We start from the raw sequence: 16733 nt of genomic DNA, 5'->3' as shown, positions 1-16733 counted from the left end.
TCTTCGGTCCGGATTCCCTGCTGGCCCCCGGAACAGCGTAAAGCCCCGGGGTCCGTGGACTCCGGGGCTTCGGGTGATGGCATTCGCGGCACTATGCGATCACGGGAGCCGGAGTCCGGGTCCCGTAAAAAAATCGCGTCGCGTGGTGCCGCATGCCGGTCATTATGCCACAGCGATGCCGTCCTCCGGCTTGAAGCGGCGGCGCGCTCCGCGGACACGGGCGTGCACGAGGACGCTCATGGCCAGCCAGAACATCGGCATCGCGGGCCAGAAGAACGGCGCCCCCGAGGCCGTCCATCGGACGATCAGCAGCACCGAAAGCACGACGGCGACCGCGAGATGGATCCGCACCGCTGGATGCCCGAAGGCGACCAGGCGCCGCTTCGGCACGGGTTTCGGCAGATCCGAAGTGAGCGCGACGAGATCGTCCGTGTATTCGGCGGAATACACAGCGCTCAGCCGGTCTTCCACTTCTTCGAGAGTGAGACGGCCTTCAGCGCCGGCGGCCTGGATACGGGTCGCGACCCGCTCCCTGTCGATGTCGGCGGCCCTGAGCCGGGAGGGAATTCCGTTGGTGTCCATGGCATCCGATCCTCCGCCGCGAACACCGCTCGCGCGTCGGACGGCAGGCGTCAACACCGCCTACGCCCGGCGCTGTAGCGTGGACCGGCGATGAACACCCTCTTCGATCTCCCAGCGGACGGTCCGGCCAAGTCCCGGCACTCGGACCTGCTCGACGACCTGAACCCGGCACAGCGCGAGGCCGTGACCCATGCGGGCTCGCCGCTGCTGGTCGTCGCGGGCGCGGGTTCCGGCAAGACCCGGGTGCTGACCCGGCGGATCGCGTACCTGCTGGCCGAACGGGACGTGCACCCCGGCCAGATCATGGCGATCACGTTCACCAACAAGGCGGCCGCGGAGATGCGGGAGCGGGTGAGCGACCTCGTCGGTTCTGGCGCGCGCGCCATGTGGGTGTCGACGTTCCACTCCATGTGCGTGCGGATCCTGCGCCGTGAGGCCAAAACGCTGGAGATGTCGTCGAGTTTCTCCATCTACGACTCGGACGACACGAAGCGGCTCATCACCCTCGTCGCCCGCGATCTCGACATCGACCCGAAGAAGTACGCGGCGCGCACGCTGGCCGTGCACATCTCGAACCTCAAGAACGAGCTGATCGATCCGGAGACGGCGGTCGCCGACGCGGGCAACGACCTCGAACGCCGCGTCGCCGAGGTCTACGTCGAGTACCAGCGGCGGCTGAACCAGGCCAACGCGTTCGACTTCGACGACCTCATCATGCGGACGGTCGAACTCCTGCAGCGGTATCCGGACGTCGCCGAGTACTACCGGCGGCGGTTCCGGCACGTGCTGGTCGACGAGTACCAGGACACGAACCACGCGCAGTACACGCTGGTCCGCGAGCTGGTGGGCACCGAGGCGAACGAGGCCGGGATCGAGCCGGCCGAACTCTGCGTCGTGGGTGACGCGGACCAGTCGATCTACGCCTTCCGCGGCGCGACGATCCGCAACATCGAGGAATTCGAACGCGACTTCCCGAACGCGCGGACCGTGCTGCTGGAACAGAACTACCGCTCGACCCAGACGATCCTGAACGCGGCGAACGCGGTCATCGCGCGAAACCCCAACAGGCGCGCGAAGCGGCTGTGGACCGATTCCGGTGACGGCGAGAAGATCGTCGGCTACGTGGCGGACAACGAGCACGACGAAGCGGCGTTCGTCGCGGGCGAGATCGACGCGCTGGCGGACAAGGGCGAAGCGGACTATTCCGACGTCGCGGTCTTCTATCGCACCAACAACCAGTCCCGTGTCTTCGAAGAGATCTTCATCCGCTTGGGCCTGCCGTACAAGGTCGTCGGCGGGGTGCGGTTCTACGAACGGCGCGAGGTCCGCGACATGCTCGCGTACCTGAGGGTGCTGGCGAACCCGGAGGACACGGTCAGCCTGCGCCGCATCCTCAACGTCCCCAAACGAGGCATCGGCGACCGCGCCGAAGCGGTCATCGCGACGTACGCCGAGCGCGAGCGGATCTCGTTCGCGCAGGCGTTGCGCGGCGCGGTCAACGGCGAGGTGCCGCTGCTGAACCCGCGCTCCGCCAAGGCGATCACCGGTTTCGTCGAGTTGATGGACGAGCTCGGCGAGGTCGTCGAGAGCGGCGCGGAAGTCGCCGACATCCTCGAAGCGGTCCTGGAGCGCACGGGCTACCGCACGGAACTCGAGGAGTCCGAAGACCCGCAGGACGCGTCGCGGGTGGAGAACCTGACGGAACTCGTCACCGTCGCGCGGGAGTTCACCGAATTCACCACGGAGGTCGCCGGTCCGGACGGCGAACTCCCCGAAATCGACACCGCGGACCCCGGTGTGCCGGAGCCGGGTTCGCTGCCCGCCTTCCTGGAGCGGGTCTCGCTGGTGGCGGACGCGGATTCGGTCCCGTCGCCCGACGGCGGCGACGATAGCGGCGAGGGGCACGACGCCGGCGTGGTCACGCTGATGACCGTGCACACCGCGAAGGGCCTCGAATACCCGGTCGTCTTCGGAACGGGCTGGGAAGACGGAATCTTCCCGCATATGCGCGCGCTCGGTGACACGACCGAACTCGCCGAAGAGCGACGGCTCGCCTACGTCGCGATCACGCGGGCGAGGAAGAGGCTGTACGTCTCCCGTTCGATGGTGCGCTCCGCCTGGGGCCAGCCGCAGATGAACCCGGCCTCGCGGTTCCTCGACGAGCTTCCCGCGGACCTGGTCGATTGGCGCAGGCTCGCGCCTTCCTCGTCCTCCGGCGGTTTCGGTTCGTCGGGTGGATCGCCGCGTGCCGCGACGACCTGGGGGAGCCGCGGCGGTGGCTCGTCGCCTTCGAGGTCGGCGAGCACGAGCCCGTTCGGCAAGGGTTGGAAGGACACCGTCGCGCTCAAACTGGACGTCGGCGACAGGGTCAGCCACGACAAGTACGGGCTCGGGACCGTCGTCGCCTGCGACGGCGCGGGCCCGCGGGCCACGGCGACGATCGACTTCGGCGCCGCCGGCAAGGTCCGGCTGATGCTCATCGGCAGCGTCCCGATGGTCAAACTCTAGCCCTGACCTGAGGTTTCTTCGCCGCGCACGAAAACTGTCGGACCCCTCCCGTATACCTGTGTCATCGAACACGAGTTCGATGCGCTGGGGTAGGCTGGATGAGCCGGTGTGCCCCCGATCAGAAGGAGGGGGCACACGGTGTGGACGGGGTCTTGTTTGGGGTTCTCTCGAGTGGGGTACTCGAGTACTTGCGGGGTGTTGAAGAAGGGGCGGGGACGGATCGGGGTCCGGAACCGCCGGAAGTGCTCAGGCTGGTCGCGGCCTGGCGCGCGTTACTGCGGACACACGAACCGGACGGGGCCGGACGGTGCGTCGTATGCGGTCACGCGCGGCGATGGCTGTTCGGGCCGCGGCCAGCCGGGTGCCGAACTTTTTTCCGGGGACTTTTCGCCGGATGGCGGCCGATCGAACGGCGCCCGGCCGGTCTCTGCACGGTCTGGCAGATCGCCGTGGGGTACTTCGTCCGGAAGTCGGCCGACGGCGTCGCTTGAGGGCATTGAGGGCCCGAAAGAGGGCACGCGCTCCGCGGTGGATGGCCTGCGACGCTTCCCGATGTCTTCGAAGGGGGAAGCGGAGGCCTTGAAGGCGCGCCAGAGCGTCGTTGTCCGGCGCGCCCTTGTCGCGGGCGGGGTCACCGGTGTGGTGAAGGGGACTGCGGCAGGATCAGCCGACGCTCACGCCACGGGCGGCGAGCCACGGGCGCGGGTCGATCTTCTTCGTGCCGTTCTGCCACACCTCGAAGTGCAGGTGCGGGCCGGTGCTCTGACCACGGTTGCCGACCTCGGCGATCTCCTCGCCGCACTTGACCTTCTGGCCTTCGCGGACGGAGAACGAGTTCATGTGGCCGTAGACGTGGATGGTGCCGTCGGCGAGCTGAACCTTGACCCAGAGGCCGAAACCGCTGGCCGGGCCCGCTTCGACGACCGTGCCGTCGGAGGCCGCGACGATCGGCGTGCCGATCGGGGCCGCGATGTCGATGCCGAGGTGGCTCGTGCCCCACCGGGCACCGAAGCCCGAGGTGAAAGTGCCCTTGGTCGGCATGCAGGTCTTGGGCCGCTTGGCCTCTTCTTCGGCCTTGCGGGCCGCTTCGGCCTCGCGCTTGACGCGGGCCTGGGTGATGCTGTTGTTCTCCGAGAGCTTCTGGGCTTCGGCGGAGGCGTTCGTCGACTGGCTCGTCGGCAGCAGCTCGGGGGCGCCACCACCGGCTCCGCCGCCGAGGGCGAACGAGGCGCTCGCGTCCTGAGTGCTGGCCAGCGGGGTGACGGCGGCGTCGGAGGATTCCGAAACGGACTTCAGGGTCTGCCCGGCAGCGGCGGCCGCGAAGGCGCCGGCAGCGACGGCTGCGACCACGACACGACCGCGAAGGGCCGAGGACGGGGGCGACAGGCGGTGCGAGCCCCGGACGCGAACGACCGCACCATCGAGTGCGTTCTCGAGCGCCGGGGAAGGAGCTTGGCCGCCGGGGGAGCGGTGTGAAGCCAAGACGGGGCCTTCCGTGTTCGGGGAGTCGGATCAAGAGCCCGGGCGGGGGATCCCGGTGAACGACCTCGGGGGTGGTTCGTTCGATGCTCTCATTCGTGATCTGACTGTAATGGGGACCCCGGGACAGTAACGAAGCGGCACCCCGATCAGCAAGATCTGGCGGCGCTCTCGGCCGATCGGGCGACGGTGATCTGGCCGTTGTCCAGTGAGGATTACCCAAAGTTAGACCAGGTTTACTCACAACCGTGTGACTTGCGTTACAAGATCAGAGGGCCGTTCGGGGGTACCGGAGGGCCGGAAAGGAGGCAAACGAGGGAAATAAGTGGTTGCACGACGGTGTTGAAGCAGGTTTACCCGGACCCGGCCCTTCACTGGCCTGGTCGAGCGCCGATGAGACCTGGGGCGCCCCTGCTGCGGGGCCCCGCCGACCCTGGCTTGCTAGCGTCGCCGTCGATGACTTCGCGCTCACGGCACCCTGGCGACTCCGCCGGGCAAGCCGACCCCGGTACCGCGTCCGCCGAACTTCTCCGGAGCGAACCGGGCTCCCGCCCGCGAGCGCTCCTGCTGTCGGCGGGGTTGGTGTCGGCCGGTGCGGTCGCGCTGGCCGCCGGCGCGCTGCTGCCCGTCATCCAGGGCGGTTCGCCTGGTTTCACCGCCGCTCCCCTGCTGGTCGTGCTGGCCTTGGCGCCCGCGGCGGCCGTGCTCTACGCGGTGGTCACCGGCCGCTCCGGGCTCACGGCGGGTCTGGTGCTCGGGCTCACCGCGCTCGCGCCCGGACGGCTGCTGCTGGACCTGCAGCTGCTCGCCGACGGGTCCCTCGCCGCGCGTCCGGAACTGTTCCTCGCCGACAGGCTGCTCGCGCTGCCTCCGGCGGGGCCGGGGCTGTGGCCGCTGGTGGCGGGTCATCTGCTCACGCTCGCGGCCGGGGCGTTCGCCGCCGGGGCCGCTCGCGACGAGGCGGAACTGGCGGGTGAACTCGACGGACGGCGCCGCTGGCGGCTGCTCGGCCCCGTACTCGGCGTGGCGGGCGGGGTCGGCTTGCTGCTCGCGCCGCTCGGTTCGGGCAACGCTTACCTCCTGGCCAAGAACGCCTTCGAAGGCCCGACCGTCGCGATGGCCGGGTACCTGTTGCTCGCGGCCTTGCTCCCGCTGACCGTGCTCGTGGCGGTGAGTTCGCCCTCGGCCGGGGTCGGCAAGGGCGGATTCGCCGGAGCGGGGCTGGCGGTGCTCGCGGTCGGTGTCCCGCCCGTGATCGCGGGGCTGGTCGTGGACCGGCTTTCGGTCGCGCCGGGTTCGGTGGTCGTGACCGTCGCGGGCCTGGCGCTCGTGGGCCTTGCCTTCACGCGGTTCGACGTCGCGGAAGCGGGCGAGGCCGTCACCGGCGACCTGGCGGGCGAGGCCAAGCTGCCGGGGCTGTTCTGGTGGCGGCTGGCCACCGGTGGGCTGGCGCTGCTCGCCGCCGCGGCCGCGGTCGCGGGGGCGCTGGCCCCGGTACTGAAGGCCAACGGTCCGACGCCGGTACCCGAGACTCCGGCGCGCTGGCTGCTGCTCGGCGCCGCGGTCGTGCTCGCCGTGCCCGCGCTGTTCGTCTTCGTGCCGCGGCTCTCGGCGTTCGCGAGGGGAGTCGTCGCGGCCACGTGGGCGGGTGTCGTCCTCGCGGGCGCGGCGGTGCTGAGCGCGGCCTTGTCCGTGACCGAGGACAAGGCCGTGGACCCGGCGCTGTTCGGAGTCGATCTGCCGTTACCGCTGCCGGACAAGGTCGGCTTCTCGGCGGGTCCCGGGGTCACGTGGACGTTCATCGCGCTCGTGCTGGCGGCCGTGGCCGCGCTCGCGGCGGTGATCACCGGCGTCGTGGAGCGTGACGTCTCCGACGACGACGCGGAACTGGACACCGGCCTGGACGGAACGCGGGCGAGGGGGAACGTGCTCACCCCGCTCGTCGCGGCGGCGGTACTGGCGATCGCCGCGTTCGGCACGCCGGTGTTCACCGCGCCCGGCTACGCCGCCCCCGGGCTGTGGTCGGACTTCGGCGCGGCGTCGTGGGGCCTGCTCGGCGCGCTCGCGGTCGTCCTCGGCCTGTACGCGCTCGTCCCGCGTTCACGGCCGGCCGCGGCGGCGTCCGCCTTGACCGGGGCCGCGCTGGTGCTCGGCCTGCGTGCGGCGGAACTTCCGCTCGTCGGCTCGGAGTACGACGGCTCCTCGGCCGGGATCGGGTTTTGGCTCGCGCTGGCCGGCGCCGTCGTCACCCTCGTCACGGCCGGGATGGCCGTCGCGGGCGCACGGCGGGCCGGATGACGCGCCGTCTTCTTCGGGTCGTGCTGGCCGAGTTCGACGTGGAGGAAGGTGCCGCGGTCGCTCTCGGGCGGTTGCTGCGTGACGACGGCGTCGAGGTGGTCTACGTCGGTCGCCTCGACACAGTCGACCAAATGGCCAGGACGGTCGAACAGGAGGACCCGGACATCCTCGGCGTCCTGTGCGGCGCGAACGAACCGGAAGGATTGGCCGAAGCCGTGCCGGGCGTTCTCCTCTTCGCGGTCGGTAACGGCCCGAGCGGGTTCGAGAACGCCTTCGAAAGCCTGGAAAACGCGGCGAACTGGGTCTCCGGTGTGCGGTCTCACACCGTGGAAACACCGTCTGACCGCGTACGGTGACCGACTTCACCAGGTGCGGAGTCCCCTGCTTCTGCGCAGGTCGCTAACCTCGACTGGTCCGACAGCGCGGTCCGGCAACGGACCACCACAGTGGCGTGTCGTCAGGAGACTGGAGTAGTGGACCTCTACGAATACCAGGCGAGGGATCTCTTCGCCGCCCACGGAGTACCGGTTCTGCCGGGTGCCGTGGCAAACACCCCCGAAGAAGCCAAGGCCACCGCCGAGAAGATCGGCAACCAGGTCGTCATCAAGGCGCAGGTCAAGACCGGCGGCCGCGGCAAGGCGGGCGGCGTCAAGCTGGCCCAGACGCCGGATGAGGCCGCCGAGAAGGCCGAGGCGATCCTCGGCCTGGACATCAAGGGCCACATCACGCGTCGCGTGCTGGTGGCCGAAGCCTCGGACATTTCCGAGGAGTACTACTTCTCCTTCCTGCTGGACCGTGCGAACCGCACCTTCCTCGCGATGGCTTCCGCCGAAGGCGGCGTGGAGATCGAGCAGCTGGCCGTCGAGCGTCCCGAAGCGCTCGCGAAGATCCCGGTCGACGCGATCGCCGGTGTCGACAAGGCGAAGGCCGTCGAGATCCTGACCGCGGGCAAGTTCCCGGAGAAGGTCGTCGACGAGGCCGCCGACGTCGTCGTGAAGCTCTGGGAGACCTTCGTCTCCGAGGACGCCACGCTGGTCGAGGTCAACCCGCTGGTCCGTGACCCGCAGGACAAGATCATCGCCCTCGACGGCAAGGTCACCCTCGACGAGAACGCCTCGTTCCGTCAGCCGGGCCACGAGGCCCTGGTCGACAAGGACGCGGAGAACCCGCTCGAGGCGAAGGCCAAGGCCAAGGACCTCAACTACGTCAAGCTCGACGGCGAGGTCGGCATCATCGGCAACGGCGCGGGCCTCGTGATGTCCACGCTGGACGTCGTGGCGTACGCGGGCGAGAAGCACGGCGGCGTCAAGCCCGCCAACTTCCTCGACATCGGTGGCGGCGCTTCGGCCGAGGTCATGGCGGCCGGTCTGGACGTCATCCTCAACGACACCGACGTGAAGAGCGTCTTCGTCAACGTCTTCGGTGGCATCACCGCTTGCGACGCGGTCGCGAACGGCATCGTCGAAGCGCTGAAGATCCTGGGCGACGAGGCCACCAAGCCGCTCGTCGTGCGGCTGGACGGCAACAACGTCGTCGAGGGACGTCAGATCCTGGCCGACGCGAACCACCCGCTCGTCACCGTGGTGGACACAATGGACAACGCGGCCGACAAGGCCGCCGAGCTCGCCGCGGCAGGTGCGTGAGATGTCGATCTTCATCAACGAGAACAGCAAGGTCATCGTCCAGGGGCTCACCGGCTCCGAGGGCATGAAGCACGCGACCAAGATGCTGAAGTCCGGCACGAACATCGTGGGTGGCGTCAACGCCCGCAAGGCAGGCCAGACCGTCTCCATCGAGGGCAAGGACCTCACCGTGTTCGGCACGGTCGAGGAGGCCATCAAGGAGACCGGCGCCGACGTTTCGGTCATCTTCGTGCCGCCGAAGTTCGCCAAGGACGCGGTCATCGAGGCGATCGACGCCGAGATCCCGCTCGCCGTGGTGATCACCGAGGGCATCCCGGTGCACGACTCGGCCTACTTCTGGGCGCACGCGGTCGCGACGGGCAACAAGACCCGCATCATCGGGCCGAACTGCCCCGGCGTGATCAGCCCCGGCAAGTCGAACGCGGGCATCATCCCGGCCGACATCACCGGTGCCGGCCCGATCGGTCTCGTGTCGAAGTCGGGCACGCTGACCTACCAGATGATGTACGAGCTGCGTGACATCGGTTTCTCGACCGGTGTCGGCATCGGCGGCGACCCGGTCATCGGCACGACGCACATCGACGCCCTCGAGGCGTTCGAGGCCGACCCCGAGACCAAGGTCATCGTGATGATCGGCGAGATCGGTGGCGACGCCGAAGAGCGTGCCGCGGCCTACATCAAGGACAACGTGACCAAGCCGGTCGTCGGCTACGTCGCGGGCTTCACCGCGCCCGAGGGCAAGACCATGGGCCACGCCGGCGCCATCGTCTCCGGTTCCTCCGGCACGGCCGCCGCCAAGAAGGAGGCCCTCGAGGCCGCCGGCGTCAAGGTCGGGAAGACCCCGAGCGAGACCGCAGTCCTGGCGCGGGAGCTGTACAACAGCCTCTGATCCTTCGGAGACTGAGCTTTCCCCGGCGGGCCGGGCACCTTCACCGGTGCCCGGCCCGCCTCTTTGCGCCCGGATCGCGTTTAGCCCGCTGAACGCACGTCGGGGCGGACCTGCGTTTAGCCCCCTAATCGCGATCCGGCGGCCGCGTCGCGTTTAGCCCCCTAATCGCGATCCGGTCGTCGCCGAGGGGTTCCGCACGGAACCCGACCGGGTGTAGAGACGTCTCAGAGCCCGAGGCGTGGGGTGTCCGCGTGTGCGCTAGCGTTCGAGCATCACAGCCGCCTCGTTTGTCCCGGGAGTCCCGCGCGCCCCGGGGTGCCGGTCGAACGACAGGAGAGCATTCGGATGTCCTATCCCAGCGGTGGGCCCGGCTACCCCCAGCAGGGTGGCGGCCAGCAACACCCCAACCCCGGCTCGGGAGCCTTTCCTCAGCAGCAGGCGCCGTCGCAGGCGACTCCGCTGAACCTGGCGTTGCTGCTCGCGCTCGCCGTGACCGTTCTCGGCCTGGTGCAGTTCTTCATCGGTTTCTCCGACGAGGCCGACGCCGCCGGGCAGATCTCGGTCTTCCTCCTGGTCAGCGGTCTGCTCGCGGCCTTGCACGCGCTGCCGCGCGGTCCGAAGACACTGCCGTTCGCCGCGTTGTTCAGCGTCCTCGGCGCGTTCGGAGCGCTGGATCTGGTCATCGGCTACGGGAGTGGTCGTGAGGATGTCTCGGTCCCCGGCATCCTCACCGTGGTGCTGATCCTCGGCATCCTGCAGATGCTGGTCGCGGTCGCCGCGCTGCTGTTCGAGCACGACGTCATCAAGCTGCCCGTCGCGAAGCCGCAGCAGCAGGCGCCGCAGGCCCCGTACAGCCAGCAGTTCCCGCAGCAGGGCCCGCAGGGTCCGTTCGGCCAGCAGGGTCAGCAGGGCCCGGCCGCCACGCAGGTCCAGCCGTTCCCCGGTTCGGGCCAGCAGGGGCAGCAGCAGGGTGAGCAGTCCGGTCCGTACTCGCAGCCGGGCGGGTTCCAGCCGCCGGTCACGCAGCCGCCGGGCCAGCAGGCCACGACGTACGCGCCGCAGCAGGGCCAGTTCTTCCAGCAGCCGCCGTCCTCCTCGTCGGAGTCGGGTCAGAACCCGGGCACGCCGCCCGGCGGTTTCGGTCAGCAGAGCTGACCTCTCGCACGAAAAAGCACCCGCTGTGACTCTCTGTGTCACAGCGGGTGCTTTTCTTTTCCGGGTTACCCGACCGGGTGGGTTGGGCCACGTGCGCCGACCGGCGGCGGCGTGCCTCACCCGGACGGCCCAGTCCGGATGTCATGGTGCGGTTCATGAAGCTGCTCACCCGCGACGAACGCCCGCCGGGCGAAGAGCCGGTGAGCGACCTCGTCCCCGAGCTGGAGGTCTCCAGGGCGAAGCGGGTTCGTGTGTTGCTCGCGGCGGCCTGCGCGCCCCTGTTGTTCTCCTTCACCGCCATCGCGGCCGTCCTCGCGGTGGTTTCGTTCGCCGCCGACCGGTCCCGGTTCTCCGCCACCGGCGCCCTGCTCGCCGCCGGCCCCGGCTGGCTCGCCTCGTGGCAGGTGGAACTCGACCTCGGTGGTCATCCGCTCGGCGTGCTGCCGCTGCTGCCGACGCTCGTCGTCGGCTGGCTCGTGGCGAGGGCGGCCGCGCGCGCCGCCCGCCGGAGCGGCGGCCGGACCCCGGCGGACGCCATTCCCGTGGTGACGGTGATCGCCGGCGCCCACGCCCTGTTCGGTGTGCTCGTCGCCCTGCTGGCGGGCGGATCGCCGGTCGACGTGAACCCGCTGACCGCTTTCTGCGTACCGGGCCTCCTCGCCGGACTCGCCGCCATCGCGGGGGTCGCCAAGGCCTGCGGGCTGCCTGCCGCGGTGCGGGACCGGTTCGATCCGGTGGCGGTCCAAGGCCTGCGGGCGGGCGCGCTCGGGCTCGCCGCGTTGATCGCCTGCGGCGCCGTGGTGTTCACCGCGGCCACCGCGCTTTCTTGGTCCACTGTGGACAGTCTGTTCGAGCCGGGATTCGGTGCGAGCTTCGGCCTGTTGGTGCTTTCCGTCGCCTACCTGCCGAACGCGGTCGTCGCCGCGCTGTCGTTCACCACCGGGCCGGGGTTCTCGGTCGGTTCGCTGACCGTCGGCATGTTCGGCTACCAGGAAGGCAAGCTGCCCGGGGTGCCGCTGCTGGCGGGGATCCCGTCGCACCACGCGGTCTGGTGGCCGGCGTTGCTGCTCCTGCCCGCGCTGGTCGGCGCGCTGGTCGGCTGGCGGATCCGCGCGATCGACGAGGATCCGATGCTGCGGATGAGGGCGGTCGCCGTCGCGGGCGCGTTCGTCGCGTTCGGCTGTGTCATCCTCGGGACCCTTTCCGGTGGCAGGCTGGGAGACGGGCCGTTCGATCCGGTCAGCGTGCCGGTCGGGGTCGCGTCGGTGATCGCCTTCTGCTGGATCGTCGTCCCCGGTGGGTTCGTCGCGTTCTTCGCCGGAGCGCACGACGCCCCCGAACCGCCGGGCGAACCCGAGGTCGAGGAAGACCTCGTCGAGCCGGAAGAGGATGAACCGGCGGAGGAAGAAACCGAGCCCGAAGCCGAAGAGCCGGCGGAGGACGTCGACGAGACTCCTGCCGAAGACGAGCCGGACGCGGAGCCGGAAGACGAGCCCGAGCAGGACGTCGCTGTGACCGACTCCACCGAGGGGTCCGTCGACGAAAGCGCCCCCGGTGACGACCGTTAGGGTTGTCGCGACCAGGTGAAGCGCCGTACGCCCGAGTGCGTACCGCCGTGGCAAGGAGCCCGTTCTGGCTAGTCGGTTGGACCTGCCCACTCCGGTGAAGCTCGTCGTCCTCGCGTCCGGTTCCGGCACGCTGCTGCAAGCCGTGCTCGACGCGGTCGAAAAGCCGAACTTCCCGGCGAAGGTGGTCGCCGTCGGAGCGGACCGCGCCGGGATCGAGGCGCTCACCCGGGCCGAACGCGCCGGCGTGCCGTCGTTCGCCGTGCGGATGGCCGATCACCCGGACCGCTCGGCGTGGGACAAGGCGATCACCGAATCCGTCGCCGCCTACCAGCCGGACCTGGTCGTCTCGGCCGGATTCATGAAGATCCTCGGCGCCGAATTCCTCGCGCGGTTCCCCGGCCGCGTGATCAACACACATCCGGCGTTGCTGCCATCGTTCCCCGGCGCGCACGCCGTGGCCGACGCGCTGGCGATGGCCGTCAAGGTCACTGGGTCGACGGTCCATTTCGTCGACGCCGGAGTCGACACCGGGCCGATCATCGCGCAGGAGCCGGTGATCGTGGAGCCCGACGACGACGAGCACGTCCTGCACGAGCGGATCAAGGCCGTGGAACGCAGGCTCCTGGTGGAAACGATCGAAAAACTCGGCCGGAGCGGGTGCGCGGTCGAGGGACGAAAGGTGAGGTTTTCGTGAGTACCGCACAGGGACAGCGTCCCGTCCGGCGCGCGCTGATCGGCGTCTCCGACAAGGCCGGCCTGCTCGAACTCGCCACCGGGCTGCACGCGGCGGGTGTCGAGATCGTGTCGACCGGCGGCACGGCGAAGGTCATCGCGAACGCCGGGGTGCCGGTGACGCCGGTCGAAGAGGTCACCGGGTTCCCGGAGTCCCTCGACGGCCGGGTCAAGACGCTGCACCCGCGCGTGCACGCGGGCCTGCTCGCCGACCGTGAGCGCCCGGAGCACGTCGAGCAGCTCAAGCAGCTCGACATCGCGCCGTTCGACCTGCTCGTGGTCAACCTGTACCCGTTCACGCAGACCGTCGCGTCAGGTGCGAGCCCCGAGGACTGTGTCGAGAACATCGACATCGGCGGCCCGGCGATGGTGCGCGCCGCGGCGAAGAACCACAACAGCGTCGCCGTCGTGGTCGACCCCTCCCGTTACGCGTGGGTGCTGGAGTGCGTCGCCGCCGGTGGTTTCGAGCTGGCCGACCGCAAGCGGCTCGCCGCGCAGGCCTACGCGCACACCGCGGCCTACGACACCGCAGTCGCATCGTGGTTCGCGAACGTCTACGCGCCCGCGGACGACTCCGGTTTCCCGGACTTCACCGGCGCTTCGTGGGAGCGCGGCGACGTGCTGCGCTACGGCGAGAACCCGCACCAGAAGGCCGCGCTGTACAAGCACTGGCGGCCGGGCCTCGCGCACGCGGAACAGCTGCACGGCAAGGCCATGTCGTACAACAACTACGTCGACACCGACGCCGCGCGCCGTGCCGCCTACGACTTCGAGGCCCCGGCCGTCGCGATCATCAAGCACGCCAACCCGTGCGGGATCGCGGTTGGCGAGGACATCGCCGAGGCGCACCGGAAGGCGCACGCGTGCGACCCGGTTTCGGCCTACGGCGGGGTGATCGCGACCAACCGGCCGGTGAGCCGCGAGGCCGCCGAGCAGATCTCCGAGGTGTTCACCGAGGTCGTCCTGGCGCCGGACTTCGACGCCGAGGCGCTGGAGATCCTGCAGCGCAAGAAGAACGTGCGGCTGCTGAAACTGCCCGCGATCACGTCGCCGGATCCGATCGAGTTCCGGCCGATCTCCGGCGGCATGCTGGTGCAGACCGTCGACACGATCGCCGCCGAGGGCGACGACCCGGCGAACTGGACCCTGGCGACCGGCGCGCCCGCCGACGAGCGGACGCTGGCCGACCTCGAGTTCGCGTGGCGTTCGCTGCGCGCGGTGAAGTCGAACGCGATCCTGCTGGCGAACGACGGCGCGACTGTCGGCGTCGGCATGGGCCAGGTGAACCGGGTCGATTCCTCGAGGCTCGCGGTGTCGCGTGCGGGAGAGCGGGCGAAGGGCTCCGTCGCCGCGTCGGACGCCTTCTTCCCGTTCCCGGACGGGCTCGAGGTCCTGCTGGAGGCCGGCGTCCGCGCCGTCGTCCAGCCGGGTGGCTCGATCCGCGACGCCGAGGTCATCGCCGCCGCCGAGGCCGCCGGGGTCACCCTTTACCTGACCGGCACACGCCACTTCGCCCACTGACGCAGACCTGCGTTTAGCGGGCTAATCGCGATCCGGCCACGGACCTGCGTTTAGCCCCCTAATCGCGATCCGGGTGCCCGCGACGGGACCACGGCATTCCCGGTGCCCGGCCCCGGCCGTCGTGCCATGCTGGCCGCAGATCGCGTTTAGCCCGCGAAACGCAGGTCCGGGCGCGTGTCGCCTTTAGCGGGCTAAACGCGATGCGGACGTACGCGAATCGGTAGGGGGAGGATCGGTGCACCAGCCGCCGCAGGGGTACGGCCAGGGGCCGGGTTACGGCCCGCCACCTGGGCAGGGAGGCCAGCCGGGCTACGGGCAGCAGCCGGGGTACGGGCCGCCGCCCGGGTACGGTCCGCCCGGCTACGGGCCGCCGCCCAAGAAGAAAAAGACCGGGCTGATCGTCGGCCTGATCGTGGGCGGCGTCGTGCTACTCGGGCTGGGCATCCCTGGCGGCATCTTCGCGTCCGAGTACTACTCGTCGGTCGGCAAGGCACCGGTCTCGCAGCAGCCGCCCGCCGAGTGCTCCCTCTCCCCGGAGACCCTGAACAAGACGTTCACCAGCAGCTTCCAGGGCGTCCGCGACAACGAGTTCAAAGCGGGCGAGATAGTCACCAAGCAGCAAGGCTGTTCCTGGCTGCCGCCGGAGAGCGACAACGTCCACGACCGCGCCCTCCAGGTCATGGTGTACCGCTACGAGGGGCCGGACGCCGAGAAGCGCGCGTCGGAGTCTTCCACCGGGTCGGCCGCGCCGTCCGAGCGTCAGCAGCAGGTGCAGGGCATCGGGGAGAAGGCGGTTCTCGTCTCCCTCGACACCGACAGCGCCTTCAGCGGCGCGGAGCTGCGGGTCACCCAGGGCGTGTACGTCGTCATCGTCACCTACAAAGGATGGGACAAAGGGTTCTTCACGAACTCGCCGATCCCGCCCGCGGAGTCCGCCGAAGTGGCGAAGTCCGTGGGCGCCGAGCTCGTGAAGAACCTGCCCCGCTAGGCGTACAGGTCGTTCAGCCAGGCCGTCCACGCCTTCGCGGCCTCGTCCGCGTCGGCGTCTTCGGCGAACAGGTGGTGCCCGATGCCGACAGGCCAGCCCCAGACGTTCCGGCCGTAGAAGCGGTACAGCGCGTCTTCGGTCCGGACGCCGATGAAGGCCGGTGTCAGGTAGTCGACGACGCCCTCGACGCCGGGGACATCGAGATACACCCGGTCGCCCACGGCCTTCGCGCCTATCACCGCCCGGACCGCCTCGAACGCCTTCGGAGCCTTCGACGCTTCGGGGGCGTCGGCCTTGAAGTACTTCGCCTGACGCCGGTTGAAGTGCTTCAGGTACTCGCCCAGCGAGTGGTAGTAGAACGATGTGTGCTGCCGGCACGCGTCGTATTCGACGTCCCAGTCGTCGAGGACGGTGGTGTGTTCGTAGCGCAGATACGTGCCCCCGTCCTTCGGTTCGAGGACGTATTCGAGCGTGTTGAACCAGCCGCTCTCGTCTTCCGCGTAGGTGACGAAGCGCTGTGACGGCTTCCAGACGGTGACCATGCCGCCGTCGGGGGTGAGGCCGGACTCGGCGCCGCCGTCGCGGGGTTCGTACTGGATCGGCCAGAGCCAGCCGCCGCTGCCCGTGGTGATCGCGGCCCAGGTGTCCGCGGGTGTGGTGGGGAGGAAGCCCTCGAAGCGGACCTCGGATTCCTTCGCCATTTCTGTCCCTCTCTCGCTGCCTTTACAAGAGCGACGCCTGGCCAGGGGCGCTTTCGACAACCGGATCGCGTTTAGCCCGCTAAAGTCGATGTGATGCATGTCACATTCTGGAGTGTCGAAATGCGCCGGGCAGCGACGTCCCTGGGGAGTCCGCGAAGACAACGGCCCGAGGAGAGCGACATGCGGCAGAACACGATCGACGAGATCCTGAACCGCACACTCAGCCAGGAACTCCTGGCCCATGACCTGGCCCGCCTGGCCTACACCGCGCTCGACGGCACGCCGCGCGCGATCCCGATCGGCATCCACTGGAACGGCACGGAGATCGTCATGTGCACCTCGACGAACGCCACGAAGCTGCCGGCGCTGCGCCGCAGCCCCGCCGTCGCGCTGACGATCGACACCGAATCGCACCCGCCGAAGATCCTGCTCCTGCGTGGCACCGTCGAACTGGGATTACGTCGACGGCATCCCCGATGAGTACCTCCAGTGGAACGGCACCTACGAGATGACGCCCGAGCAGCGGGTCGAATGGGAGGAAAACGTGCGGTCGCTCTACGACGGCATGGTCCGCATCGTGCTGACCCCGACCTGGGTCAAGCTCATCGACTTCGAGACCGCCCTGCCTTCCGCCGTCGAGGAGCTCATCCGCCGGAAGAGTGCCTGAAC

13 protein-coding genes and 1 pseudogene are annotated in these 16733 nt (G+C 69.5%); 11 read left to right on the top strand and 3 right to left on the bottom strand.

Annotation, left to right across the window (positions count from 1 at the left end):
- Positions 1–162 precede the first annotated feature (162 nt).
- On the bottom strand, positions 163–582 hold the full coding sequence (locus tag AC069I_RS01935; RefSeq protein WP_478264662.1) for a DUF1707 SHOCT-like domain-containing protein: 420 nt from the start codon (positions 580–582) through the stop codon (positions 163–165).
- A 90-nt stretch (positions 583–672) separates the two neighbouring features.
- On the opposite strand from AC069I_RS01935, the gene pcrA reads away from it, so the two are divergent.
- Positions 673–3090 (top strand): DNA helicase PcrA, encoded by a 2418-nt coding sequence (gene pcrA, locus AC069I_RS01930; protein ID WP_478225037.1) that lies wholly within the window; start codon positions 673–675, stop codon positions 3088–3090.
- Between the two features lie 663 nt (positions 3091–3753).
- Here pcrA and AC069I_RS01925 read toward each other — a convergent pair.
- Complete coding sequence (locus AC069I_RS01925; RefSeq protein WP_340684684.1) at positions 3754–4440, bottom strand: M23 family metallopeptidase; 687 nt, start codon at positions 4438–4440, stop codon at positions 3754–3756.
- Between the two features lie 585 nt (positions 4441–5025).
- Between AC069I_RS01925 and AC069I_RS01920 the strand changes: the two genes are divergently transcribed.
- The 9 genes from AC069I_RS01920 (at position 5026) to AC069I_RS01880 (ending at position 15363) form a co-directional block, all read left to right on the top strand.
- Positions 5026–6867: a hypothetical protein gene (locus tag AC069I_RS01920; RefSeq protein ID WP_478264661.1), complete on the top strand. Its 1842-nt coding sequence runs from the start codon at positions 5026–5028 to the stop codon at positions 6865–6867.
- Entirely contained in the window at positions 6864–7223 is a 360-nt protein-coding gene (locus AC069I_RS01915) for a hypothetical protein (RefSeq protein WP_478225039.1), read from the top strand. The genes AC069I_RS01920 and AC069I_RS01915 overlap by 4 nt, the downstream gene beginning before the upstream one ends.
- Before the next feature lie 117 nt (positions 7224–7340).
- Entirely contained in the window at positions 7341–8510 is a 1170-nt protein-coding gene (sucC, locus tag AC069I_RS01910) for an ADP-forming succinate--CoA ligase subunit beta (protein WP_126736646.1), read from the top strand.
- 1 nt (position 8511) lies between these two features.
- On the top strand, positions 8512–9399 hold the full coding sequence (sucD, locus tag AC069I_RS01905; protein ID WP_005165134.1) for a succinate--CoA ligase subunit alpha: 888 nt from the start codon (positions 8512–8514) through the stop codon (positions 9397–9399).
- A 345-nt stretch (positions 9400–9744) separates the two neighbouring features.
- Positions 9745–10554, top strand: coding sequence for a DUF5336 domain-containing protein (locus AC069I_RS01900; protein WP_478225040.1), 810 nt, complete (start codon positions 9745–9747; stop codon positions 10552–10554).
- Between the two features lie 143 nt (positions 10555–10697).
- Positions 10698–12122 carry a cell division protein PerM gene (locus tag AC069I_RS01895; protein ID WP_478264660.1) on the top strand — a complete coding sequence of 475 codons (1425 nt, stop codon included), beginning with the start codon at positions 10698–10700 and terminating at the stop codon, positions 12120–12122.
- A 76-nt stretch (positions 12123–12198) separates the two neighbouring features.
- Positions 12199–12816, top strand: coding sequence for a phosphoribosylglycinamide formyltransferase (gene purN / locus AC069I_RS01890; RefSeq protein ID WP_478225042.1), 618 nt, complete (start codon positions 12199–12201; stop codon positions 12814–12816).
- Complete coding sequence (purH, locus tag AC069I_RS01885) at positions 12813–14375, top strand: bifunctional phosphoribosylaminoimidazolecarboxamide formyltransferase/IMP cyclohydrolase (protein ID WP_478264659.1); 1563 nt, start codon at positions 12813–12815, stop codon at positions 14373–14375. Before purN ends, purH begins: the two co-directional genes overlap by 4 nt.
- A gap of 235 nt (positions 14376–14610) precedes the next feature.
- A complete protein-coding gene (locus AC069I_RS01880) occupies positions 14611–15363 on the top strand; it encodes a hypothetical protein (protein ID WP_478233938.1) in 753 nt (250 codons plus the stop codon).
- Here AC069I_RS01880 and AC069I_RS01875 read toward each other — a convergent pair.
- Positions 15360–16064, bottom strand: coding sequence for an SRPBCC family protein (locus AC069I_RS01875; RefSeq protein ID WP_478225045.1), 705 nt, complete (start codon positions 16062–16064; stop codon positions 15360–15362). The genes AC069I_RS01880 and AC069I_RS01875 overlap by 4 nt on opposite strands.
- A gap of 180 nt (positions 16065–16244) precedes the next feature.
- Here AC069I_RS01875 and AC069I_RS01870 point away from each other — a divergent pair.
- Positions 16245–16731 (top strand): annotated as a pseudogene (locus AC069I_RS01870) (pyridoxamine 5'-phosphate oxidase family protein).
- Positions 16732–16733 lie beyond the last annotated feature (2 nt).

Source organism: Amycolatopsis sp. NPDC043885 (assembly GCF_056435685.1).
Note: the sequence above shows the minus strand (reverse complement) of the source record. Positions and strands in the feature narration are given on the sequence as shown.